The 23,844-nt window shown below is 72.8% G+C and carries 16 protein-coding genes and 1 pseudogene; 6 read left to right on the forward strand and 11 right to left on the reverse strand.

The window, feature by feature from the left end; genetic code table 11:
- Positions 1-161: 161 nt before the first annotated feature.
- Positions 162-1,214: a helix-turn-helix transcriptional regulator gene (locus tag KQY30_RS24620; RefSeq protein WP_217308689.1), complete on the forward strand. Its 1,053-nt coding sequence runs from the start codon at positions 162-164 to the stop codon at positions 1,212-1,214.
- Here the strand turns inward: KQY30_RS24620 and KQY30_RS24625 are convergent.
- Positions 1,184-2,341: an alkaline phosphatase PhoX gene (locus KQY30_RS24625; protein ID WP_217308690.1), complete on the reverse strand. Its 1,158-nt coding sequence runs from the start codon at positions 2,339-2,341 to the stop codon at positions 1,184-1,186. The genes KQY30_RS24620 and KQY30_RS24625 overlap by 31 nt on opposite strands.
- A 321-nt stretch (positions 2,342-2,662) precedes the next feature.
- On the opposite strand from KQY30_RS24625, the gene KQY30_RS24630 reads away from it, so the two are divergent.
- Positions 2,663-4,084, forward strand: coding sequence for an endo-1,4-beta-xylanase (locus KQY30_RS24630; RefSeq protein WP_217308691.1), 1,422 nt, complete (start codon positions 2,663-2,665; stop codon positions 4,082-4,084).
- On the opposite strand, the gene nirD is transcribed toward KQY30_RS24630, so the two are convergent.
- From nirD to KQY30_RS24645, 3 genes and pseudogenes are all read right to left on the reverse strand, one after another.
- Entirely contained in the window at positions 4,074-4,496 is a 423-nt protein-coding gene (gene nirD / locus KQY30_RS24635) for a nitrite reductase small subunit NirD (RefSeq protein ID WP_217311300.1), read from the reverse strand. The two genes, KQY30_RS24630 and nirD, sit on opposite strands and share 11 nt — an antisense overlap.
- Before the next feature lie 107 nt (positions 4,497-4,603).
- Positions 4,604-7,106: pseudogene (gene nirB / locus KQY30_RS24640) on the reverse strand (nitrite reductase large subunit NirB).
- A gap of 127 nt (positions 7,107-7,233) precedes the next feature.
- Positions 7,234-8,763 (reverse strand): NAD(P)/FAD-dependent oxidoreductase, encoded by a 1,530-nt coding sequence (locus KQY30_RS24645; protein ID WP_217308692.1) that lies wholly within the window; start codon positions 8,761-8,763, stop codon positions 7,234-7,236.
- Positions 8,764-8,983: 220 nt separating this feature from the next.
- On the opposite strand from KQY30_RS24645, the gene KQY30_RS24650 reads away from it, so the two are divergent.
- Positions 8,984-9,763: a TSUP family transporter gene (locus KQY30_RS24650; RefSeq protein WP_217308693.1), complete on the forward strand. Its 780-nt coding sequence runs from the start codon at positions 8,984-8,986 to the stop codon at positions 9,761-9,763.
- Positions 9,764-9,816: 53 nt separating this feature from the next.
- On the opposite strand, the gene KQY30_RS24655 is transcribed toward KQY30_RS24650, so the two are convergent.
- Together KQY30_RS24655 and KQY30_RS24660 are read right to left on the reverse strand one after the other, a co-directional pair.
- Positions 9,817-10,653, reverse strand: a complete 837-nt coding sequence (locus KQY30_RS24655; RefSeq protein WP_254407312.1) for a class F sortase — start codon at positions 10,651-10,653, stop codon at positions 9,817-9,819.
- Between the two features lie 253 nt (positions 10,654-10,906).
- Positions 10,907-11,803 (reverse strand): aminotransferase class IV, encoded by an 897-nt coding sequence (locus tag KQY30_RS24660; RefSeq protein ID WP_217308694.1) that lies wholly within the window; start codon positions 11,801-11,803, stop codon positions 10,907-10,909.
- Positions 11,804-11,930: 127 nt separating this feature from the next.
- Here KQY30_RS24660 and KQY30_RS24665 point away from each other — a divergent pair, with 127 nt between their 5' ends.
- From KQY30_RS24665 to KQY30_RS24675, 3 genes are all read left to right on the forward strand, one after another.
- Positions 11,931-12,575 (forward strand): NADPH-dependent FMN reductase, encoded by a 645-nt coding sequence (locus tag KQY30_RS24665; protein ID WP_254407682.1) that lies wholly within the window; start codon positions 11,931-11,933, stop codon positions 12,573-12,575.
- A 329-nt stretch (positions 12,576-12,904) separates the two neighbouring features.
- The gene (gene cutA / locus KQY30_RS24670) at positions 12,905-13,201 is read left to right on the forward strand and encodes a divalent-cation tolerance protein CutA (RefSeq protein ID WP_217311303.1); all 297 of its coding nucleotides are present in this window, start codon (positions 12,905-12,907) and stop codon (positions 13,199-13,201) included.
- 110 nt (positions 13,202-13,311) lie between these two features.
- Positions 13,312-13,818, forward strand: a complete 507-nt coding sequence (locus KQY30_RS24675) for a gamma-glutamylcyclotransferase family protein (protein WP_254407313.1) — start codon at positions 13,312-13,314, stop codon at positions 13,816-13,818.
- On the opposite strand, the gene KQY30_RS24680 is transcribed toward KQY30_RS24675, so the two are convergent.
- The 5 genes from KQY30_RS24680 to KQY30_RS24700 all read right to left on the reverse strand — a co-directional run bounded on the left by KQY30_RS24680 (position 13,727) and on the right by KQY30_RS24700 (position 23,842).
- Complete coding sequence (locus KQY30_RS24680) at positions 13,727-16,030, reverse strand: molybdopterin oxidoreductase family protein (protein ID WP_302185370.1); 2,304 nt, start codon at positions 16,028-16,030, stop codon at positions 13,727-13,729. The two genes, KQY30_RS24675 and KQY30_RS24680, sit on opposite strands and share 92 nt — an antisense overlap.
- Before the next feature lie 208 nt (positions 16,031-16,238).
- The gene (locus tag KQY30_RS24685) at positions 16,239-16,958 is read right to left on the reverse strand and encodes a vancomycin high temperature exclusion protein (protein WP_254407683.1); all 720 of its coding nucleotides are present in this window, start codon (positions 16,956-16,958) and stop codon (positions 16,239-16,241) included.
- Between the two features lie 140 nt (positions 16,959-17,098).
- The gene (locus tag KQY30_RS24690; RefSeq protein ID WP_217308698.1) at positions 17,099-18,901 is read right to left on the reverse strand and encodes a hypothetical protein; all 1,803 of its coding nucleotides are present in this window, start codon (positions 18,899-18,901) and stop codon (positions 17,099-17,101) included.
- Positions 18,898-22,539 carry a DUF5682 family protein gene (locus KQY30_RS24695; protein WP_217311304.1) on the reverse strand — a complete coding sequence of 1,214 codons (3,642 nt, stop codon included), beginning with the start codon at positions 22,537-22,539 and terminating at the stop codon, positions 18,898-18,900. The genes KQY30_RS24690 and KQY30_RS24695 overlap by 4 nt, the downstream gene beginning before the upstream one ends.
- 97 nt (positions 22,540-22,636) lie before the next feature.
- Positions 22,637-23,842, reverse strand: a complete 1,206-nt coding sequence (locus KQY30_RS24700; protein WP_217308699.1) for an AAA family ATPase — start codon at positions 23,840-23,842, stop codon at positions 22,637-22,639.
- Positions 23,843-23,844 lie beyond the last annotated feature (2 nt).

A 23,844-nucleotide genomic window follows, 5' to 3' on the forward strand; every position in this document is an offset into this window, starting at 1 on the left:
ATTCGGCCGTCCGGGATTCCTGCCCGACGCGGTACAGCCTTTCGGCTCGGACCCGGTGGCCGCGACGCGTTTCAACTGTGGCTGAAACACCGTGGTAACGGCCTGTGATGACATGCATACTCGGTGCGGGGGAAACGCTGGCGCAACAGGTGGGGGTGTCGATGCTGCGTATTCATTTTACCGGGAAGGACCTCGGCGGTGTCCGGATGGCCGCCGGTCCCGATCCGCTCTGGGAAACGATTCTCAGCTTTCATCGAATAAGGGATCGGCGGGGCCCACTTGTCTTCGGAGAATGGCGTGAGGAAACCCGGGCCCGGCTGAAAGGCGGGAAAGGCGAAACGGCTCTGCTCTCCGCGCTCGTTCCGCCGCGCGGCTATTTTCCGGATTTCCTGACGCCGATGGAGGGGCGGCTCGGCATGGACACGGGCCTCGAAGCGATACGCGCCACTCCGCCCGAGCGGGTCCGCGCCGAACTGGCGCTGCTGGCCGTCGAACGGGCCCGGCCGTCCCGGCCGTTACGAGGACAGCCGCCGGGCAAGCCGCCCATCGAGCCGTCGGCAGCGTGGCCGGACGGCACGCCGCCGCTTCCCGCGCTCGTCGAGGCCCTCCGTACGTACCACCGCGCCGCGATCGAACCGTACTGGCCGCACATCCGGGCCAGGACCGAGGCGGACCGCGCACTGCGCGGCCGGGCGCTGCTCGACGGCGGCGCCGACGAACTGCTGTCGACCCTGCCCCCGATGCTGCGCTGGCGTTCCCCCGTGCTGGAGGCCGACTACCCGGTCGACCGCGAACTGCGCCTGGACGGCCGGGGACTGCTGCTCCAGCCGTCGTTCTTCTGCCGCGGCACTCCGGTCGTCCACCGGGACCCGACGCTGCCGCCGGTCCTGGTCTACCCGGTCACCCACGCCGACCCGCCCGCCGTCACGGACCGCTCTGGGCCCTCGCTGGGACGGCTCGTGGGGCACACCCGGTCCGCGGTCCTGCGGGCCATCGAACACGGCTCGACCACCAGTGAACTGGCCCGCAGGACCGGGGTGTCGCTCGCCTCGGCCAGCCAGCACGCCTGTGTGCTGCGCGAGGCGGGTCTCGTCGTGACGCTGCGCCACGGCAACGCCGTGCTGCACACGCTCACCCCGCTGGGCGCCGCCCTGCTGAGGGGCGGCGCCACTGTGGACGGGTTCTACGCGCGGAACGGCCCGGTCACCTCGTAGGTGATGCCGCCCGACGAACTGCCGCTGGTGCCCCGCTGGCTGGAGAAGTAGAGGCGCTTGCCGTCGGGGGAGAAGGCCGGTCCGGTGATCTCGGAGCCGGACTGGCCGCCGATCCGCAGGAACGGCGCCACCACGTCGTCCGGGGTGATGACGCAGATCTCCATGTTCCCGCCGTCCTCGGCGACGAAGAGATCGCCGGACGAGGAACCGGTGACATTGTCGACCCCGGTCAGCGGCGCGGAACCGGACACCAGCGAGTCGTCGTAGGCCAGCTCGATGGTCCCCGCGGCCACGTTGTACTGCCAGACCCGGTTGTCGCCCTTGGTGGTGAACCAGCAGGTGTTGTCGGCGTAGTAGCAGCCCTCGCCGCCGTTGAACCGCTTCGCGCCGGACACCTGGTTGCGGGTGGCCGTCGAGGCGCCGCTCGGGTCGGGGACCGTCGCCCAGCTCACCGGGCCGCTGGTGGCCGAGCCGGCGACCAGCACCTCCAGCCTGCCCGACGTCAGATCGCCCCAGGTGGTGGGCGTGAAGCGGTAGAAGCAGCCGTCGGTGGTGTCCTCGGTGAGGTAGATGGTCCTGCGGACCGGGTCGGCCGCCGCCGCCTCGTGCTTGAAGCGGCCGAGGGCCTCCCGCCGTACCGCCGCCTTCGCGCCCCACGGGTCGGTCTCGTACACGTACCCGCGGTCCACCTCCTCGCAGGAGAGCCAGGTGTTCCAGGGCGTCTTGCCGCCCGCGCAGTTCTGGCGGGTGCCGGAGAGGATCCGGTACGCGGCGGTGATCGCGCCGGTCGAGGAGAAGCGGATCGCGCTCGCGCCGCCCGAGGGGTCGATCTCCGAGTTGGAGACATAGATCCAGCCGGTGCCGTCGGCGTAGCAGGCGCCGCCGTCCGGTGCGCTGTGCCAGGTGTACGAGGTGCCGGGGACCTGCTGTCCGGACCGGGCGACGATCCGGCTGGTGAATCCGGCGGGCAGACGGATGTTGTTGGCGTCCGCCGTGCCGAGTGCTCCATAGGGGCCCGCTCCGGGCTGGGCGGGGGCGGCGTAGGCCGCGCCGCGCCACAAGGTGCCGCCGAGGGCGGCCGCCGACGTGCCGATGACCGCTCCGCGCAGGAAACTGCGACGTTCCACTGGTCGCTCCATGGGGGTGTGGAGACCGCCCCGCGGCGCCGGCCGACGGCGCGGGGTCGCACGGCGTAGCAGCCTAGGGGCCCTGCGTGGCCGGTGGCTGAACGGCTGGTGAGACGGAGCCGTCCGCCCCGCCCCCTGCCGCCCGCCGCCGTTTGTTTCCGCCCGGTGTCGGTTCCGTTGACGAACACCCGGACCGCCTCTACCTTCCCAACAGCGCTCTCGAAAGTTTCTGTGAACTTTCCGAAATCACGTGAGAGAGGGACGATCGTGAGGAAACGTAGCGTCTTATCAAGAGCAGTATCCCGGGCGGGATCCAGAGCGGTGGGATCCCGGACCGCCGCGTCCCGGGTCGCGTCGCTGATCTCCGTACTGGCCGCGACCGCCGTCGCCCTGGTCGGACTCGCCGCCCCCGCGCAGGCCGCGGAACCGGTCCTGCGCGACCTCGCCTCGGCGAAGGGCGTCTACTACGGGACCGCCGTCACCGGCTCCAAGCTGAGCGGTACGTACGGATCCATCACCGGCGCCCAGTTCGATTCCATCACCCCCGCCAACGAGATGAAGTGGGGCTCCGTCGAACCGACGCGGGGCACCTTCAACTGGGCGGGCGCCGACCGGGTGGTGGACTTCGCCGAGGCCAACGGCCAGCAGGTGCGCGGCCACACCCTGGTCTGGCACAGCCAGATGCCCAACTGGCTGGCCAACGGCAACTTCAGCAACACCGAACTGCGTACGATCATGACCGACCACGTCACCACCGAGGTCGCCCGCTACCGGGGCCGTATCCACCACTGGGACGTCGTCAACGAGCCGCTCAACGAAGACGGCACCATGCGGACCAGCAAGTTCTACAACCAGCTCGGCGAGTCCTACATCGCCGACGCCTTCCGGGCCGCCCGCGCCGCCGACCCCGCCGCCAAGCTCTACATCAACGACTACAACACCGACGGCACGGGCCCCAAGAGCAACGGGATGTACTCCCTGGTCCAGCGGCTCAAGGCACAGGGCGTGCCGATCGACGGCGTCGGCTTCCAGGGCCATCTCATCCTCGGCCAGGTGCCGTCCACGCTGCGGGCCAATCTCCAGCGCTTCGCCGACCTCGGTGTGGAGGTGGCGATCACGGAGCTGGACATCCGGATCGCGCTGCCCGCCTCCGACGCCGAACTCGCCCAGCAGAAGGCCGAGTACAAGGCCGTTACCAGCGCCTGTCTGGCCGTGGCGCGCTGCGCGGGCGTGACCGTCTGGGGCTTCACCGACTCGGACTCCTGGATTCCGGACGTCTTCCCCGGCGAGGGCGCGGCCACGCCGTACGACGAGTCCTTCCGGCCCAAGCCGGCGTACTACGGGATCGCGGAGGCGCTCGGCTGGACCGATGACGGCGGCGACCCCGGTGACCCGGGCGACCCGGGTGATCCCGGCCCCACCACCGGGTGTGCGGTGAGCTATGCCGTCCAGAGCCAGTGGAACACCGGCTTCACCGCCAATGTGACGGTCAGGAACACCGGTTCCACCGCGCTCAACGGCTGGACCCTGCGCTGGACCTGGCCCTCCGGCCAGAGCGTGACCCAGGCCTGGAACGCGACCGTCACCCAGTCCGGCGCGCAGGCCACCGCCGTGAACGCCGCCCACAACGCGGCGATCCCGGCCGGCGGTTCGGCGAACTTCGGGTTCAACGGAGCCTGGAGCGGCGGCAATACCGCGCCGGGCGCCTTCACTCTGAACGGGGCGGCCTGCGCTACGTCGTAACCGCGCCGGTCCGTGGCGCGGCGGGGAGCGGTACGTGCCCGGGCGCTGCCGCCCGCCGTGCCCGCACGCGTACCTCATAGGTCTGGACGGCGGCCTCGTCGTCGTCCAGACAGCGGCCCGTCAGCAGGTCGAAACGCTGCTTGAGCAGCGGGGACGCGACAAAGGTCCGGCCCTCGTGGGTGCCGATCAGACCCCGGGACAGGACATGCGCGCCCGAGAACGGATCGCGGTTGCCGATCGCGTACGGGCGCCCCGACCGGTCCAGGAACACCGCGGCCTGGCGCCCGTCGGGCAGCAGCGCGGCGACTCCGCGGCCGGGGGTGAGGGCCGACAGCGCGCAGACGGTGAACCACTGGCCGTCGAGCCGGAGTTCCAGGGTGGTGTCCGTGTCCGAGTCCGAGCCCGTGTCCATGTGCGTGTTCGGCAGGTTGGCCATGTCCATGCCCGTGTTGGGCAGATTGGCGGTGTCCGTGTCCGTGTCCGTGTTCGGCAGGTTGGCGGTTCCGTTCGTGGTCCGGCTCATCGCGCGCTCACCGGTTCCAGCGTGAGGACCGTCAGATCCGGCTTGACCTGCTCGCGCTCCGGTACGAACTTCACGGACGGGTCAGGCACATCCGGCGCGTTGACGAAGGAGACGAACCGCCGCAGCCGGTCCGGGTCGTTGACGGTCTCCGCCCATTCGTCGCGGTAGCCCGCCACATGCGCCTCCATCAGCCGCTCCAGCTCCGCGCACAGCCCCAGCGAGTCATGGACCACCACGTCCCGCACATGGTCCAGGCCCCCCTCGATCCGCTCCAGCCAGGCCGAAGTCCGCTCCAGCCGGTCCGCCGTACGGATGTAGAACATCAGGAACCGGTCGATCAGCCGCACCAGACCGTCGTCCGTCAGATCCTGCGCAAGCAGATCGGCGTGGCGCGGATCGGTGCCGCCGTTCCCGCCGACGTACAGGTTCCAGCCGTTCGCCGTGGCGATCACCCCGAAGTCCTTGCCGCGCGCCTCCGCGCACTCCCGCGCGCACCCCGACACCGCCGACTTGAGCTTGTGCGGCGAGCGCAGGCCCCGGTAGCGCAGCTCCAGCGCGATGGCCATCCGTACCGAGTCCTGCACGCCGTACCGGCACCAGGTCTGCCCCACACAGGACTTGACCGTCCGCAGCGACTTGCCGTACGCGTGTCCCGACTCGAATCCGGCGTCGACCAGCCGTGCCCAGATGCTCGGGAGCTGGTCCACGCGGGCGCCGAAGAGATCGATCCGCTGACCGCCGGTGATCTTGGTGTAGAGGCCGAAGTCCCTGGCCACCTCGCCGATCACAATCAGCTTCTCCGGGGTGATCTCCCCGCCGGGAATCCGGGGCACGACCGAGTACGACCCATTGCGCTGGATATTCGCCAGGAAATGATCGTTGGTGTCCTGGAGTGCGGCCTGTTCGCCGTCCAGGACATAGCCGCTCACCCCCAGCTCGGGCGCGAGCGACGCCAGGACCGAGGCGACCGTCGGCTTGCAGATCTCACAGCCGTCCCCGCCGCGCGCCCCCTCCGCGCCGTGCGAGTCGAGCAGTGCGGCGTACGAGGTGACACGCAGGGTGCGGACGATTTCGTACAGCTCGCTCCGGGTGTACGGGAAGCAGCCGCACAGCCCCTTGGCGCCCGGGGCCGAGGGGGAGGAGCCGGCCGATGACCTTGACGCAACTGCCGCAGCCCGTCCCGGCCTTGGTGCACCGCTTGACCTCGGCGAGATCCGAACAGGCGCTGATCGCACCTTTGGTGACGTTGTGGCAGCTACAGATCACCGCACTGTCCGGCAGCGCCTCCGGGCCGAGCGCCGCCGGTGCCCCGGCGCCCGCGGGCAGCACCAGCCGCTCGGGAGGCACCGGCGGTACGGAGCCGGTGAGCGGGCGGAGCGTGCCGTACGCGTCGGCGTCGCCGACCAGGATCCCGCCGAGCAGCGTGCCGTCCGGGTCCATCACCAGCCGCTTGTACACCCCGGAGCGGGAATCCGCGTATACGACATCGAGCGAACCGGCCGCCGCGCCCCGGGCGTCGCCGAACGACGCCACATCCACCCCGAGCAGCTTCAGCTTCGCCGACTGATCGGCACCGGTAAAGGCGGGCCCTGTCTCCCCGGTCTCCCCGGCCAGCACCCGGGCCACCGTCGAGGCCATCTCGTACCCGGGCGCGACCAGCCCGTACACCCGGCCGTCCGCCGCCAGCGCACACTCGCCGATCGCGAAGACCGCCGGATCGGAGGTACGGCACTGCTCATCGACCGCGATTCCGCCGCGCTCGCCGATCCGCAGACCGGCCTCGCGGGCGAGCTGGTCCCTGGGCCGTACACCGGCCGAGAAGACCACCAGATCGGTGGCGACGACCGAACCGTCCGACAGCGCCATCCCGCTGACCGCGCCTTCGGAGTCCGTCAGCACTTCCTGGGTGCCCACGCCCGTGTGGACGGCCAGCCCCATGGACTCGATGGTGCGCAGCAGGGCCGCGCCACCGCCGTCGTCGAGCTGGACGGGCATCAGCCGCGGCGCGAACTCCACGATGTGCGTGTCGAGTCCGAGCCCCTGGAGCGCGCCCGCCGCCTCAAGACCGAGCAGCCCGCCGCCGACGACCGCCCCGGTACGGGCGCTCCGCGCGTACTCCTCGATGGCGAGCAGGTCCTCGATGGTGCGGTAGACGAAACAGCCGGTGGCGTCCTTGCCGGGCACGGGCGGTACGAAGGGGTACGAGCCGGTGGCGAGGACCAGCGTGTCGTACGCGACGGTACGTCCGGTCCGCGAGGTGACCGTGCGCGCGGCGCGGTCGACGGCCACGGCCGGGTCGCCGAGCAGCAGCTCGATACCGTGGCGCGCCATGAAGTCCGGCTCGACGAGGCTGAGTTCGTCGGGGGTACGACCGGAGAAGTACGAGGTCAGTCGGACCCGGTCATAGGCGGGCCGGGGCTCCTCGCCGAGGACCACCACCCGGGCCCGTTCGGTCACGCCCCGCTCGGCCAGGGCCTCCAGGAAGCGCTGGGCGACCATGCCGTGGCCTACGACCACGATGGTGGGGGTGGGGGCGGCCGGGGGCCTGGGGGCGGTGCCTGGCGTGGGGGTGGGCGTCGGCGTGGGGCCGGGGGCGTGTGCGGGGCTGGGGGCGGGCGCGGCCATCTCAGGAGCCTCCATCGGGGGTGAGCAGGTGGAGCGGCGCGGTGGCGGACGGCAGGACCTCGTCGGCCTCCCAGGCACGGGCGAGGGCCCCGACGGCGCCGAGATCGCCGAGCAGCACCCCGCCGACGAGACGGTCGCCGCGTACGACGACTTTGCGGTGGGCGCGCCGGGTGGTGTCGGTGAGCTGGACGACATCGTCGCCGGGACGGGGGGTGGTCTCACCGAAGACGGCGAGGTCGAGGGCGGTGCTTGTACGGGGGGCGGGGGCGGGGGCCGTACCCGGGGCGTTGGCTGTTCCGAGGGCGTGGGCCGTCACGGAAGGCGTTCGCGCCGGGGCCAGCGTGAGGCGGGTGAGGGCGCGGGTGCCGGTGTAGTGGGCCCCGGCCGATGGCGGTGGTGATGCCGATGCCGATGCCGGTGACGCTGTGGCCGGCGGCGCCGAGGCCGGTGATGCCGTGGTCAGGGACCGGGCCAGGGCATCGGCCTGTTCGAGGGCCGGTCCGGCGAGCGCGTACACCCGGCCCATGTGCTCCGCACAGTCCCCGATGGCACGGATCCATGGATCGGAGGTCCGCAGCTCGTCGTCGACCACGATGCCGTCGTGGACCAACAGCCCGGCGCTCCGGGCCAGCCCGACGCGGGGCCGTACGCCACAGGCCAGGACGGTCAGATCGACGTCGAGGGACGGCCCGCCGGTCAGATCGACGTCGAGGGTCCGTCCGCCGGTCGGCTCGTGGTCCGGCTGGTGGTCGGGCTGGTGGTCCGATGCGGAGGAAGGTCCGGCCGCCGGTCCAGGGGCCTTTTCGGTAGTCGTCTCGGGGGCTGCTTCGGGGTCTGTTTCCGGGGCCAGACGCAGGGTCGTGCGGCTGGAGGCGTGGGCTCCGGGCGGCGGTACGCGGACTCCTCGTACCCGGCAGCCGGTCCGTACCTCCACCCCCTGTTCCGCGAGGTGTTCCCGTACCAACGCGCTCGCGGAGAGGTCGAGCTGGCGCTCCATGAGGCGCTCGCCCCGGTGGAGGAGCACCACCTCCGCGCCCCGCCCGGCCAGCGCCGAGGCCACCGACACGCCGAGCAGCCCGCCGCCGATCACGGCCACGCGCGCTCCTGGACGTACGGCCGAGGCAATCGCCAGACAGTCGTCCAACGTACGGAACGGCCGTACGACGTCGGGCAGTCGGCCCGGCTCTCCGCCGCCGGGCAGTCCGGGCAGCGACGGGAGCACCGGGCGCGAACCGGTCGCCAGGACCAGCGTGCCGTACCGGGTGATCTGTCCGTCGGCACAGTGGACCGTCCGCGCGGCCCGGTCGATACGGACCACCCGCGCCCCGCGCCGTACCGGCGTGTGCGGCAGGGCGATCACTTCGGGTCCGTACCGTCCGGCGAGGACCTCGGCGAGCAGCACCCGGTTGTACGGGGCGTGCCGCTCCTCGCCGAGCACGGTCACATCCGCGCCGAGCTGCCGGGCGCGGGCCGCGAGCCGAGTGCCCGCGAGTCCGGCGCCGATCACCACGATGTCCGGGGTCGGGGTCATGGCAGGAAGCCTGCGGGGAGGCTGTTACCCGTTCGCATCCCCGCCGTTTCCCGCACGGAACGCTGCCCTCAGCGCGGCGTTCGCGGGGCTGTGAGGCTTCCGTGGCCCTGAGATCCCGGGCCTGCGAGGGGTGGGCGGACCAGGTGGCGGGGGCGAGTGAAGGCGGAGGCGGGCGAAGGCGGGGGCGGCGCGGACTGCGGCGGTCTATAGAGTCGCGATCGTGCCTGACATATCGCTGACCATGCTCGTTCTGCTCTGTGTCGCCGCCGGCGCGGCCGGCTGGATCGACGCTGTCGTGGGCGGTGGCGGGCTGCTGCTCCTGCCGGCCATGCTGCTCGGCCTCCCGCACCTCCCCGCCGCGCAGATCCTGGGCACCAACAAGGCGGTCGCGATCGTCGGTACCTCGGGCGCGGCGGTGACCTATCTGCGGAAGGCTCCGGTCGACGCGGGGACGGCGGTACGGATCGGACTCGCGGCCCTTGCCGGCTCGATGGCCGGAGCCTTCTTCGCGGCCGGGATCAGCAGTGAGGTGCTGCGGCCGGTGATCATGGTGGTGCTGCTGGGGGTGGCGGGCTTCGTTCTGCTGCGGCCGTCCTTCGGCCGGGTACACCCCGGCGGCCCGGTCACCCGGGCGCGTACCGTCCTGGCGATCGTGCTGGTCGGCGGCGGGATCGGTTTCTACGACGGGCTGTTCGGACCCGGCACCGGAACGTTTCTGGTGCTGGCCCTCACCGCCGTACTCCACCTCGATCTGGTCACGGCCTCCGCCACGGCGAAGATCGTGAACGTCTGCACCAACGGCGGGGCGCTGGCGATGTTCGCCTACCAGGGCACGGTGATGTGGAAACTCGCCGCGCTGTTGGCGGTGTTCAATCTGGCGGGCGGGATGGCCGGGGCGCGGATGGCGCTGAAGAAGGGGAGCGAGTTTGTGCGGGGGGTTCTGCTGGTGGTGGTGTTCTCGCTGGTCGCGAAGCTGGCGTTCGACCAGTGGAGCGGGTGAGGGGACAGCGGGTGAGGGGGCAGTCGGCGAGGGAGCGGCGGGTGAGGGGGTGGCTATTTCACATGGGTGAGATGCGCGGTCGCCACGATGTTGCTCCGGTAGCCGGTCGTCTTCGAGGAGCCGCCGCCGCAGGTGATCACCCGTAGCTCCGGGCGATCGGCGGATCCGTACGCCCTGCGCTTGGGGAAGTCGGTGCTCCCGTACGCCTCCAGGGCGTCGACCGAGAAGACGGCGGTACGCCCGTCCGCACGCGCCACTTCTATCCGGTGGCCCCTTCGGAGGGTGCTCAGCTTGTGGAAGACGGCGGGGCCGCGCGCGCTGTCGACATGGCCGGCGATGACCGCGGTGCCCTTCGCACCGGGGGAGGGGCCGTCCTTGTACCAGCCCGCGACATTGCGGATGCCGGGCGGCGGTACGTCCAGGCTGCCGTCGCGTCCCAGGCCCACCCCGAGGAGCGGGGCGTCGACCTGGATGTCGGGTATGCGGAGGGCGACGGGGGCGGCGGACGAGAGCGGGGCGGTGGCGGGCGCGACGAAGTGAGCGGAGTCGGAGTCGCGGTGGCCGGTACTGGAGCCGGGACCGGGGCCCGAGCCCGGGCCGGTTCCGCGGTGGCTTGAACGGGTGTCGGTGTCGCCGTGGCCGGAGCCGGTGTCGCCGAAGGCCTTCGAGGCGGACGGCACGGGCGTGGTGACCGGCTTGACCGGTTTGGAGCCGTTTCCCATCAGCCAGACGCCGATGCAGAGGGCCACGGCTATGGTCCAGCCCGAGCTGCCCCGGTGCCTGCTGCAGTAATAGCCGTAACCCTGCTGGTAGTTGTAGCCGTATTTGCTGTCGTAGTCGTAGTCGCAGGTGTCCTTGCAGCGCCGGCGGGCACCGCGGTAGAAGCTCATGAATCCAATCCTCCGGAAAGGCGTCCCGAGGGGTGAGGGAGATCTCGGGGGAGCGCGGTTCTTCGTCCTCTCAGAGATAACGGGCCCCACGGTGCGTACGCCTGCTGATGGGCGATCAGAAGCGTCGGCCCGGTTCAGAGCATCGCGCGGGCGGCCCGGCGTTGTCGCAGGTCACGGCTGTTGACGGCGGGTGACCGGGGCTGATTGTGCGCCGCGTGCCGAACGGGTGACGGACAGATGCGGGCATCGGTGGTCAGATGTCGTCCCACTCCACGCCCTCGTACACCTCTGTCACCGTCTTCAGCAGCTCCGCGTCCCCCGGGAAGACCGTTTCGTCGATCCGGCCCACCGGTGCGATTCCCTGCGAGTTGGTGACAAAGGCCGTCCGGAACAGCGGCAGGTCCGCCAGTGTGACCGCGCGCCGGACCGAGGAGATCCCGGCGGCCGGGAGGCGCGGTTCCAGCAGGGCCATGGTGACGCCGGTCAGGGCGGGGGCGTCCGGCCAGACCACGGAAGCGCCGTCCCAGAAGCCGATATTCGCGATCGCCCCTTCCGACACCACCCCGCCGGGACCGGTGAGCAGCGCGTCGGTGAAACCGGCGACCCGTGCGACCCGGCCGTAGTGGATCTGGGCGAAGCCGCCGAGATGCTTGATGTGCGGGACCGGGCGCTGGTACGGAACGGACATCATGCTCCTCGGCCGACGGTCCAGGACCGCCGGTGGCCGTACCGTCACCATCAGGCTCGGGTCACCCGCACCGGTCGGTCCGCCCGGCCCGGGCACGCCGTTTGCTTCGTCCCGCCAGTGGACATACACCCGGGCCGAGGCGTCCCGTACTCCGTCGAGCGCGTGCCGGAGCGCGGCCCGTACCCGCTCGCCGTCCAGACCGGCGCCGAACAGTTCGCGGGTCGCCGCGTCGAGGCGGGCGAGATGGAGGTCCATGCCGCGCGTCCGGCCGTCTCTGATCTGTAGGGCGGTGAAGTGCCCGTAGGTGTCGAGCGCGCGAAGGCGCAGGTCGGCCTCGGTGGCGGGGCGACCGTCGACCTCGATCAGCAGCCCGGGGCTGGTGCTCGGCGCGGTGCTCGGACTGGTGCCGGGTGCCAGGTCAGATGCGGGGTCGGGTGTGGGGGCCGATGCGGTTGTCGTCATGTTCATCACCGTACGACGCTGTGCCGAGTGCCCGACTTGACCTCAACTTTGGTTGATGTTCGACCCTCTCCATATGGACACCACGGACACCACCACCAACGTCACGACGAACACGAACACGAACGTCATGGCACCGGAAGCCACGACTTCCCCGGACCCCGGAACTTCATCGGGCCCCGGGACTTCATCGAGCCGCGAACCACTGAGGCTGGCCGTCATCCTGGGCAGCAACCGCCAGGGCCGCTTCGGACCTGTCGTCTCCCGCTGGTTCGTCGGCCGGGCCGCCGAGCGCCCGGACTTTATCACCGAACTGGTCGATCTGGCCGATACGGATCTGCCGACCGCCCTCTCCTCCCGCCCCGGCCCCGCCGTCAGGGCCGAACTCGCCAAGGTCACCGAGCGACTGGCCGCCGCCGATGCCTTTGTGGTGGTCACCCCCGAGTACAACCACTCCTTTCCCGCCTCCCTCAAAGCGCTGATCGACTGGCACTACACCGAATGGCAGGCCAAGCCCGTCGGCTTCGTCTCGTACGGCGGGATCTCGGGCGGGCTGCGCGCGGTCGAGCAGTTGCGCCAGGTCTTCGCCGAACTGCACGCCGTCACGGTCCGGGACACCGTCTCCTTCCACATGGCGGGCACGCACTTCGACGACCAGGGGCGGCACAAGGACCCTGCCCAGGCCGACGCGGCGGCCAAGTCGATGCTCGACCAGCTCGGCTGGTGGGGGCTGGCGCTGCGGGACGCCAAGTCGGTCCGGCCGTACGGTTCTTGAGGCGGCTGCCGGGACCGCGAACGGGACGGGCAGGGCGGGGCGGGACTGGGCGGGACGGGGTAGCGCGGGGCGGACCGGATCGGATCGGGCTTCGATGGGCTGGCTGGTGCGGTAGGCGGGCGGCTGACGGCCGGTGGCGGCCGGGCGGTGGTGCGGCCGGGGTGCGTACGGTGCTGTACTACCGCGCGGCAGGGACATACCGCCCCGCCGCGCGATCCGCCCGTACCGCCCGTCCCGCCAACGCTCGTACCGCCGCCCGCACCACCACCCGCATCGCGCCTTGAAGGAGCCCGCCCGTGATCCCTGCCGAGTATCTGACCGTGCTGACCATGATCGACAGCGCCACCAAGGCCCAGGAGATCGCCCGGGGAGTGATCGGGGCCCGCCTCGCCGCGTGCGCGCAGATCTCCGGGCCGGTCATCTCCGTCTACCGCTGGGAGGGCGTGGTCGAGACCGCCGAGGAGTGGCAGATCCTCTTCAAGACCACCGGTTCCCGCTACGAGGCCCTGGAGGCGCATCTCAAGGTCGTCCATGACTACGACACCCCGGAGATCATCGCCACACCGGTGGTGCGCGGCAGCGCGGACTATCTGACCTGGGTCACCGAGGAGACCGTCGCACGATGAGAGCGGGCAGCGAGAGCCCGGGGCCGGGGAGAGGGCAGGGTACGGGTAGCGGGCAGGGGGCGGAGCCGAGTCGGGAGCTGGGGCCTGGGCCGGGGACGGCGCCGGAGGCAGTGGGCGAGGGGGAGCTGCCCTTCTTCGTGTACGGCACGCTCCGGCCGGGCGAGCCCAACCACGACCTGTGTCTGCGCGGTCGTACCTCCCGCGAGGTACCGGCCCGTCTGGAGGGAGCCGTGCTGTACGACGGCCCCGGCTACCCGTACGCCGTCGAGGCCCCAGGAACGGTCCTCGGTGACCTGATCACCGCCAGGCCCGGCGCGTACGCCGAACTCCTCACCGTGCTCGACGAACTGGAGGACTACCTCGCCCCCGGTCACCCGCGGAATCTGTATGAACGCGTGGCCCGGGAGGTTCGGGCGGCCGACGGCACCCCGGTCCGGGCCTGGGTGTATTTCGCGGCGGCCCGGGTCGCCCGTGAACTGCGGGCGCGAGGGCGGCTGATCGTGAGCGGTGACTGGCTCGCCCACGTCACTCCGTACGCTTCCGGTCGCCGGGACCACCCGGGCCGCCCGGCCGGTCCACCTGCTCCGCCCGCTCCACCCGGACCGCGCACACTTTGAACTCCGGCATGCGCGAGGCCGGGTCGAGGGCGGGGTTGGTGAGCGTGTTCGCCCGTCCCTCGCCCGGCCAGTGGAACGGCATGAACACCGTGTCCGGCCGGATCCCCTCCGTGATCCGCGCGGGCGCCACCGCCCGGCCGCGCCGTGAGGTCACGGCGAGCAGATCGCCCTCCACCGCCCCCAGCCGCGCCGCGAGCCGGGGATGCAGCTCCACGAACGGCCCAGGCGCGGCGGCGTTCAACTCGTCCACCCGCCTGGTCTGCGCCCCGGACTGATACTGCGCCACCACGCGTCCGGTCGTCAGTACCACCGGATACGCCTCGTCGGTCTCCTCCGCCGGCGGCCGGTGCACCACCGGTATGAACCGTGCTCGCCCGTCCTCGGTCGCGAACCGTTCGAGAAAGAGCCGGGGCGTACCGGGGTGCGGACCGGCGTCGGCGCCGGTGCCGGTGCCTGGGGCTGCGCCTGGACCGGTTCCTGCGCCCGGGTCCGTGACGCCGGCGGCAGGACCTGTCCCCGGGCCCGGACCGGGGCCTGGGCCCTCCGGCGACGGGCATGGCCAGAACACCCCGTCCTCCTCCGCTATCCGGCGGTAGGTGATGCCCGAGTAGTCCGCAGGACCGCCCGCCGACGCGTGGCGCAGCTCCTCGAACACCTCCTCCGGGTCCGCCGGGAAACCCTTCTCATGACCCAGCAGACCGGCCAGCCCCCGCAGCACCTCCAGATCGCTCCGTACCCCCGCCGGGGGTGCCACCGCCCGGCGCCGCAGCAGCACCCTGCCCTCCAGACTGGTCGTCGTGCCCGTCTCCTCCGCCCACTGGGCCACCGGCAGCACAACATCCGCGAGCGCCGCCGTCTCCGAGAGCACCACATCCGCGACGGCCAGGAAGTCCAGCGAGCGCAGCCGCCCCTCGACATGGGCCGCGCGGGGCGCGGAGACCACCGGGTTCGAACCCAACAGCAGCAGTGACCTCACCTCCGTACCGAGCGCGTCGAGCAGTTCGTACGCGCTGCGTCCCGGGCCAGGGAGTGTCTCGGGGGCGACGCCCCACACCCGCGCCACATGCGCCCGCGCCGCCGGATCGTCCAACTTCCGATACCCCGGCAACTGGTCGGCCTTCTGACCGTGTTCGCGTCCGCCCTGGCCATTGCCCTGGCCCGTGAGCGAGCCGAAACCGGACAGCGGCCGGCCCGCCCGCCCCGTCGCGAGACAGAGGTTGATCCACGCGCCCACGGTGTCCGTGCCCTTGGCCTGCTGCTCGGGTCCGCGCGCGGTGAGGACCATCCCCGACGGCGCGTCGCAGAACAGCGCCACGGCGTCCCGCAGTTCGGGCACCCCGACGCCGGTGATCCGCTCCACCAGCTCCGGCCAGTGCGCCATCGCCCCGGCCCTCGCCTCCTCCCAGCCGGTCGTACGCTCCCGGATGAACTCCTCGTCCGTACGCCCCTGCGCCACCACCAGATGCAGCAGCCCCAGCGCGAGCGCCAGATCCGTGCCGGGCCGTGGCGCGAGATGGAGATCCGCCTGCTCGGCGGTCTTCGTACGGCGCGGATCCACCACGATCAGCCTGCCCCCGCGCTCCCGCAGCTCCGTCAGATACCGCAGTGCGGGCGGCATGGTCTCCGCGAGATTCGACCCGACGAGGATCACGCAGCCCGTGCGCGGGATGTCCACCAGCGGAAACGGCAGCCCACGGTCGAGACCGAAAGCCCTCTGATGCGCGGCGGCGGCCGACGACATACAGAAGCGGCCGTTGTAGTCGATCTGCGACGTGCCGAGCACGACCCGTGCGAACTTCCCGAGCGCGTAGGCCTTCTCATTGGTGAGCCCGCCGCCCCCGAACACCCCGACCGAGTCCGCCCCATGGGCTGCCCTCGTACGGGCCAGCCCGTTGGCGACGGCCCGCAGCGCCTCGTCCCACCCGGCCGGTTCGAGTCTGCCGGTGGCGGGACGCCTGATCAGCGGCTCGGTCAGCCGGACCCGGGAGGAGAGCACCGCGGTCGCGGTACGGCCCTTTCCGCAGAGTGCTCCCCGGTTCACGGGAAAGTCCGGGCGCTCCACCACCTCCAGTCCGCCGTTCATCACCTCCGCTCCATCGGGGCCCGCCACTCCGGTGGTGGGCCGCAGATTCATTCCGCACTGGAGCGCGCAGTACGGGCAGTGGGTCGGGACGGTTGCAGATACAGCGGATACAGCAGTTACAGGAGACAGCAGGGAAACCGGCACGGGACCTGGGACGGCGCTGGCGTCGGGCATGGGCCCAGAGTGCGGCGAGGGTGTTACGCGAATGCCCGCACCCGGTTACACGGCCGGTACGCCCACCTCAGCCCCGCGCTGTCGCCGCAGTGAGGACGCCCACCGCGCCGTGCTCGCCGGTGATTGGGTGGCCAGGTGGCCCAGTGGCCCGGCGGCCAGGTGGTCAGCGGGCGCGGACCGTGGTGAGTGCCTCCGTCACTCCCGTCTCGGCCGGCCCGAGGAAAGTGGGATCCGGCCGCAGGACCGCCTCGGCCGCCGCCTTGCCCGCCGCGAACATCTCCCGTATCCCGCCGTAGTACCACGTCACGTCACGCCGCTCACTGACCCCGACCCCGTACGACTCGACCCCCGCCGACCGGCAGAGCGCCACCGCCCGCCGCACATGGAAGCCCTGCGTCACCAGCACCGCGCGCTCGACCCCGAATATCTTTCTGGCCCGTACGCACGAGTCCCAGGTGTCAAATCCGGCGTAATCGCTGACTATTCGGTCGTCCGGCACGCCCTGCCCGACGAGATAGGTCCGCATCGCGTCCGGCTCGTCGTACTCCTTGCGGCTGTTGTCCCCGGTGACCAGCACGACCTTCACCTTGCCCGTGCGGTACAACTCCGCCGCCGCGTCGAGGCGGTGCGCGAGATACGGGCTCGGCCGGCCGGACCGCAGCCCGGCACCGAAGACCACAGCGACATCCCCGGCCGGGACATCGGCGACCGTACGCACCCGGCTGTCCGCGACCGCGTGCATCCAGGTCACCGGCATCAGCCCCAGCACACAGCCGAGCATCACCGCCTGCACGGCACGCCGCCGCCCGCGCCGGGTGCTGGGCCACCTCGGCCGCCATGGCCCGGCCGGCAGGTCCGTCAGCCGCAGCAGCCGCGCCGACATGCGCAGCCTCAGCACACGCAGGCGAGGCGCACGCGGCCCCGGCACCCGCGGGTGTGACAGCTTCGGCAGTGGCATGGTCGGTCCCCCTGATCGGATCTCGCTTTTCTCTCCCCTTTCTCCGCAACGATCGGCGGCGCCGATCAGTTCGCGGATATGTCCGGTGTCCAGGCGGCCAGCAGCAGCGACTCGGCCGCCGCCGACGCGTACACCGCCGCCGCCAGCCAGGCCAGGGCGAACCCCTCGGGATCGGCGGGCAGCAGCCGCCCGAGGACATCGTGGCGCCGGTCCGCCGCCGCCTCCGCCAGGGCCCGCACCCGCTCCGCGCCCGTGGCGAGGCCCACCGCCCGCAGCCTGCGCGGCAGTTCACCGTCCGCCGAGACGGCGGTCACCGCCCGGCCGCCCGCCACCGCGCGGTCCACCGTCCCGCGCAGCAGCTCCAGTTCGACCGGGAGCGCGGGCGGCGCGGCGGCCACTGGCAGGCCCGGAGGCGCGGCCGGTCCCTGATCCGGGGCGGGTACGGCCGGGAAGTGCGACCGGTTGAGCCGCCGCAGCCCCAGATCCGCCCGGACCGGCTCCCCGTCATGACCCGTCCAGGACGCCGCGAGCACCCGCACCCGGTCGGGCCGGTCCGGCACGAGCCGGGCGATCAGCCGCAGCGCCTGCCCGGGCCGTCCCGCGAGCAGCCGGAGATTCTCGGCGTACGGGAGTTCAGGCCGCTCGTCCGGCGCCGACAGCCGCAGCGTGGGGCCGCCCGACACGGCGAAGCCCGCGCCGGTGCACACCCCGTCCAGGAACAGCAGATCGCCGCCCGCTGCCCGGGCATCGGCGGGCTCGGCGAACCAGCGCAGCGCCGCCGCCAGTTGCGCGGCGGGCGCCCGCTCCCAGAGCGCGGCGAGCGGTGCCTCGTACCACCCCGCCCCCGTGGCCCGTACGGAACGGACCTGCGCGCCGCCACCGATCCGGCCGTCCGGTGAGACCGTCGGCGCCGTGAGGATCACCCCGCCACCGTCCCCCAACTCCCGCAGCGGAAGCGCACACCCGCCCGGCACCGGCGTACCCGACGCCTGAAGCGCCCGCTCCGGTCCGCCGGGCGCGACATCCGAGACCGTACGGAGCGTGCCGTCCGGCACGACGGCGTACACCGTGGCACCCGCGTACCCGGAGGTGGTCACCACCGGCTCGGTGAACAGCCCGTACAACCGGAGCGGTCCCTCCGGCCGGTAGCTCCTGCGCGCGGGGGAGAGCGCCTCTGCCGGCCGGCGCACCAGATCCAGCAGCTCCGCCAGCTCCGCGGAGAGCGCCGGCAACCGGAACGCCGGGCCGTCGGAACGCGCCTCGGCCAACTGCGCCGCGATCCGGACGGCGGTCGCGGCAGGGCGGTACAGCCCGGCCAGCCGCGCCGAGTGCGCGGCATGGAGCAGCTCCGCGCGATGCACGGCCCCGGAACCGGCAACACCCGCGACAAGAATCGCCGTCACAGCGGCCCGCAGGGCGTCGAGCGCGGTGGACTGGGCGGGCGTGAGGACGGGCTCGCCGGGAGCGTCAGGCGCGACGGCGCCAGGATCAGCGTCCTGGGGAGCAGTGGCCCGGTCCTTCGGCTCGTCCGCTGTTTCCTCCGCCTCCGCTGCCCCTTCGGGCGCTTCTTCCAGTGCGAGGGGAGCACTGGAGAGAACGGCCGCGCGGTGCAGACAGGCCGGAGCCAGCAGACAACTGCACACCGCGTCGTCCGCGCTGGCCACGATCCCGGCGGTGACCTTGAGCGTCACCGCCGTGTCGTCCGCGACCCGTACCAGCACACCGTCCGGATACGTCTCCACCGGCCAGCCGGCGGCCTTGGCCACCGCTCCGTCCACCCGCTTGCGCAGCCGCGCGGGCAGCAGATCGAGCGCGGCGGCGGCCACCTCGGCGGTCACCGGCGGCAGTACCGCCGTGGCATCGGTCATCGGTGCGCACCTCCCACGCGTTCGCCGACCCAGCGGGCCAGCTCCAGGGGGCTCAACGCCGCGACCGGCATCCCCGCCCCCACCAACTGGCCCGCCACACCGGCCGAATAGCGCGGCCGTCCCTCGTCGTCCAGCGAGGCGCAGCCCAGTACATGACACCCGGCGTCGACCAGCGCCCGCACCTCCGAGAGCAGCGGGGAGACCGGACCACCCTCCTCGAAGTCACTGATCAGCACGACCAGCGTGCGGGACGGTACGGTCACCAGGCCCCGGGCGTGGCGCAGCCCGCGCGCGATGTTCGTACCGCCGCCGACCCGGACCTCGAGCAGCAGCCCCAGCGGATCGTCCACCTGGTCCGTGAGGTCGAGCACCTCGGTGGAGAACGCCACGAAGTGGGTGCTCACCGCGGGCACTCCGGCCAGTACGGAGGCGGTGAGCGCGGCCCAGATCGTCGAGGCCTCCATCGACCCCGACACATCGACGACCAGGACCAGCCGCCAGTCGGCCGCCTTGCGGGCACGCGTACGGAACACGGGCCGCTCGGGCAGGACCGTCACCGAGCCGTTGTCCGGATCGCGGCGGGCAGTCGCCAGATTCGCGCGCAGCGTACGGGCGAGATCCAGCGGGCCGCCGGGGCGGCGGGTGGGACGCGGATGGGAGAGCCCGGTGAGCGCGGGGCGCATCCGGTTGGCCAGCGCCTCGGTCAGCTCGGCCACCAGCCGGGCCACCAGGGGCCGCAGCCGGGCGAGCTGATGCTCGGGAAGACCGCCGGCGTACGAGAGGACCGTACGCAGCAGCTCCACGGACGGCCGCGCCGAGGCCGGGTCCAGCTCCAGGGCGGCGTCGATCCGGCCCGTGTCGGCGGCAGCGGCGAGCACCTCCTCGCGCACGCCGGGCCCGAACAGCGCGGTCAGCTCCTCCGACCAGGCCCGGACATCGGGATACGACGGCCCGTCCCCGCCCCTGGACCCGCCGGTGTCCCGCTCCTCGCCCTGCGATCCCTCGCCGTGCCCGTATCCGTACAGCTCGTCCAGCGCCCCGGCCAGCCGGGCCGCCCGCCCGCTCAGCCCCCGCCCTCGCCCGAGCAGCAACCGCCACCGCTCGCCGGGGGCAAGACCCTCGGGTACGGCGCGGTCCTGGGCGACGGGCGCGGCCGTCTGTCCGGCTCCGGTCTGCGCACGGCCGGCCGGAGCGGTGGCTGTGACCGGCCTCATGGCCCTGTCATGAGCGCTGTCCGCGGCCCCGGCCTGTGGCATGTGCGAGGTGTCGGGCGACCGTGCCAGGCCCCGTGCCGCCAGGGCCTCCCGGCCCGCCAGATTCGCCGAGGCGAGGAGGGCCAGGGCCGCCGGGTCCGACAGGGAGGCCGGGAGCGCGCCGGCGGCGAGGCCGGTGCGGTCCTCGACCATGGCGAGCAGACGGGACCGGGCGGCGGGCGAGAGGGTGTCGAAACCCGCGCGCAGGGCGGGCAGCCGGTCCAGGAACGGACGGTCCGGAAGGGCCTCGATCCGCTCCAGCAGCGGGTCGAGCGCGGGGCCCGTCTCCAGCAGCGGGCCCGCCGCCAGCAGTGCCCCGCTCAGGAAACCGGCCAGGTCGGCACGGAACTCGGGCGTCGTCGCGCCGTCCACACGGGACGCCAGCCGGGTGCCGAACTCCCCCGTGTCCCGCTGCCCCAGCAGCACCCGCGCCGCCCCGGCCGCGCCCCGGATCAGGGCGGTCCCCTCCGCGTCGAGCCGGGCCAGCGCGTCAGCCAGCCGCAGGCCCCCGCCGAGCGCCGACGACGCCCTGTCCGCCAGCGAGACCAGCGCCCGCGCGTCCGCGGGGTCCGTGGAACCGGCGAGCCCGTCCAGCGCGCGGATCCCGGCCGCGGCCAGCTCCTCGTACGCCGCGTCGAGCGCGGCCCGCTCCCACTCCGGGGGCAGCCCCGGCAGATGCCCCGAGCCGATCCGGTCCAACAGGGCCAGGCCCGCCAGCAGTTCGGGCAGGGTGCCGGAGGCGGGCAGCAGCCCGGCGGCCTCGGCGAGCCGCTCGGCGGCGAGCGCGGGCAGTCCGCAGCGCGCCGCCTCCTCCAGTCCCGCGAGGACCTCGGCGGCCGTGGGCCCGCCGGCCCGGCGCTCCGTCGCCCACCGCCGGCGGAGCACCCCGGCCGCCGCCTGATCGAGCGTCACCCCGTGAACGCCCGCCACATCGAGCATCGCCGCCGTCGACGGAGACCAGGCCACGGCCCACCGAGTGGACAGCGGAGCGGCGTCGCCCACGCCCGCCACATCGGTCTCCTCGCCGTACGGCACTCGGCACACGGCCAGCCTGCGCAGACACAGCTCCCTGCGCCGGTCCAGATCGGCGCGGTGCGCGTCGAGGCGCAGCTCCCGGCGCTCGGGAGCGGCCGGAGTGGGCAGCGACAGGGCGCCGAGCAGGGCCTCGACGGCCGGTCCGAGCCCCGAGCGCGGCGTGCCGGGCGCGAGCCGGCCCTGCCGCGCTCCGACCAGGACCTTCTCCATCGCGGCGGCCACGACCCGGCCCCGCCCGAACAACTGCCCCTGGGTGAGCACGGTCTGCGCCGCCTCCGCCAGCTCCCCGCGCCCGGCCGCCGGCAGCCCGCGCAGCGCGGCCAGATCCCTGGCGACCCGTACGACCTCCCGGGCATCGGCCGGGCCGCTCGGATGCCCCTCGTCCCGTACCGCCGCGCAGATCCGTACCGCGGTCGCCGTCAGCAGCTCGTCCAGCAGCACCGGATCGCCCGCGGCGCGATGCACCCCCCGCTGCCACTCGGGGTCCTTGATCCCGGCCGGATATCCCGACCGCTCGTCCAGCAGCGCGTACGAATAGGGCACCAGCGAGGTGACCATCGCCTCACCGGCCGCATCCGCCCTGGACCTGCGACCGTTCCGGCCCACCGGGTGCGGTTCGGTCGCGGCCAACCCGTCCGCGGCTTCGTCCGCCGTCGCGCCCGGCAGCAGCGCGGGCGCGTGGAACGCGCCGATCAGCGCCGCCGCGCGGCGGCCCCCGTACGCGGCCAGCGCACGGCGCATGTTCGCCTCGCGGCGCAGGTCGTACGGGTCGACCGCGCCCGTGTCGGTCCGCAGCGCCCAGCCGACCAGCAGCGCGGCACGGCGCAGGGCCTCCGGACCCGAGCCGGGGGCGGCCGCCTCGACCAGGCGGTCCCACAGATCGTCCCCGGGCCGCCCGCCGGCCCGCGCCCGCAGCGCGGCGCCGAGCGCCCCGCCCGTCGAGCCCTCCCGTTCCCGTGCCGCCGGCCCCGGTGGCGCGGACGCGTCCTCCCGGGCCGCCAGCGGCAGATCGAACGGTACGACCTCCACCCCCGCGTCCCGCGCCCAGCGGATCGCCGCCAGCTCCGGCGAGAACTCGGCGAACGGCAGGAACACCAGACCGCCCGACGCGTCCCCCCGGCTGCCCGCCAGAGCGACCGGCGGCACCGTCTCCGGGTCGGCGAGATACGGCAGCCAGGGAGCGAACTCCTCCGGCAGCTCGATGAACAGCACCTCCGGCGCCGCCTCCGCCAGCATCGCCGGTACGGCCGCGGCCAGCGCCGGCGAGTGATGCCGTACCCCGATCAGATACGGCTCCCGGCACCCCGCGAGCCCGGCCAGCGCCTCCTCGACCGCCCCTTCGCCCGGCATGCCCGCGAGGGCTCCGGCATCCGGGACGACAACCGCGTCCGGAGCGTCCTGCGCGGATACGATGCCCGGCGCGTCCAAGGCCGCCACGGCGCCCCGCTCATCCCAGCTCATGGCGCAGCTCCCACAGCGTCCGCCAGAGCGGGGCACCCGCCTCCGCCCGGCGGCGCACCGGACCGTCCCAGTAGCCCAACAGCCGTGCGTGGTCCGCCGGATCGTCCTTGCGCACCGTGCCGAGCAGATGGCCGGGCAGCGTACGGACGACATCCCGCCCGTCGCTGAGATACGCCGCGCCCAGCGCCATCGAGGTGGCCACATGGACCGCCTCCGCCGTCGACATCACCGTCGAGGGGCGCTCGATCTCCCAGCCCTCCGCGCTCCGGCCGGTCCGCAGATCCCGGAACGCCGTGACCAGTGCCTGGAGCACCGTGTCGTCGACCGAGAACACGGCTCCACCGCGCGCCAGAGCCGCCGTCGCCTGGCCGCGCACCAGGGCGGTCTCCGCGTCGATGTCGTCGATCGGGCCGACCGTCTCGAAGTTGAACCGCCGCTTCAGGGCGGCGGACATCTCGGAGACGCCCTTGTCTCTGAGGTTGGCGGTCGCGATCAGGGTGAAGCCGGGAGAGGCGTGCATCGTGCCGTCACCGCCCTCCGGGCCTTCGGCGCCCGCCAGTTCGGGTACGGACATCCGGCGCTCGGAGAGGAGCGAGACAAGAGAGTCCTGCACCTCGGGCAGACAGCGGGTGATCTCCTCGATCCGGGCGACCGCCCCGCGGGTCATGGCCGTGAGCACCGGGGAGGGCACCAGGGCCTCCCGGCTGGGCCCCTTGGCGAGGAGCATCGCGTAGTTCCAGCCGTACCGGAGCTGGTCCTCCGTGGTGCCCGCGGTGCCCTGCACGGTGAGCGTGCTCGTACCGCACACCGCCGCCGACAGCAGCTCCGAGAGCATCGACTTGGCGGTGCCCGGCTCACCGACGAGCAACAGCCCGCGCTCGCCCGCCAGCGTCACCACACACCGCTCCACCAAGGCGCGGTCGCCCACGAACTTCCGCGATATCACCAGCTCCTCACCGTCCGGCGCGCGCAGCGGCCCGCCGTCGGTGCCACAGACGAAGAGCACCACGGCACGCGGTGTGAGCCGCCAGCTCGGCGGGCGGGGGCCGCGGTCGTACGACTCCAGAAACGCCAGCTCCGTCGCGTACCGGTCCTCCGGCAGCTCAAGCTGCCGTCCGGGCCGCACCGCCGCCCCCGCGCCGGTCTCTGTCGCTTCTGTCGCTTCCGTCGATGAACTCTGATCCGCTGCCATGT

The sequence above is a fragment of the Streptomyces sp. GMY02 genome, assembly GCF_019056675.1.
GTDB lineage: Bacteria > Actinomycetota > Actinomycetes > Streptomycetales > Streptomycetaceae > Streptomyces > Streptomyces odonnellii.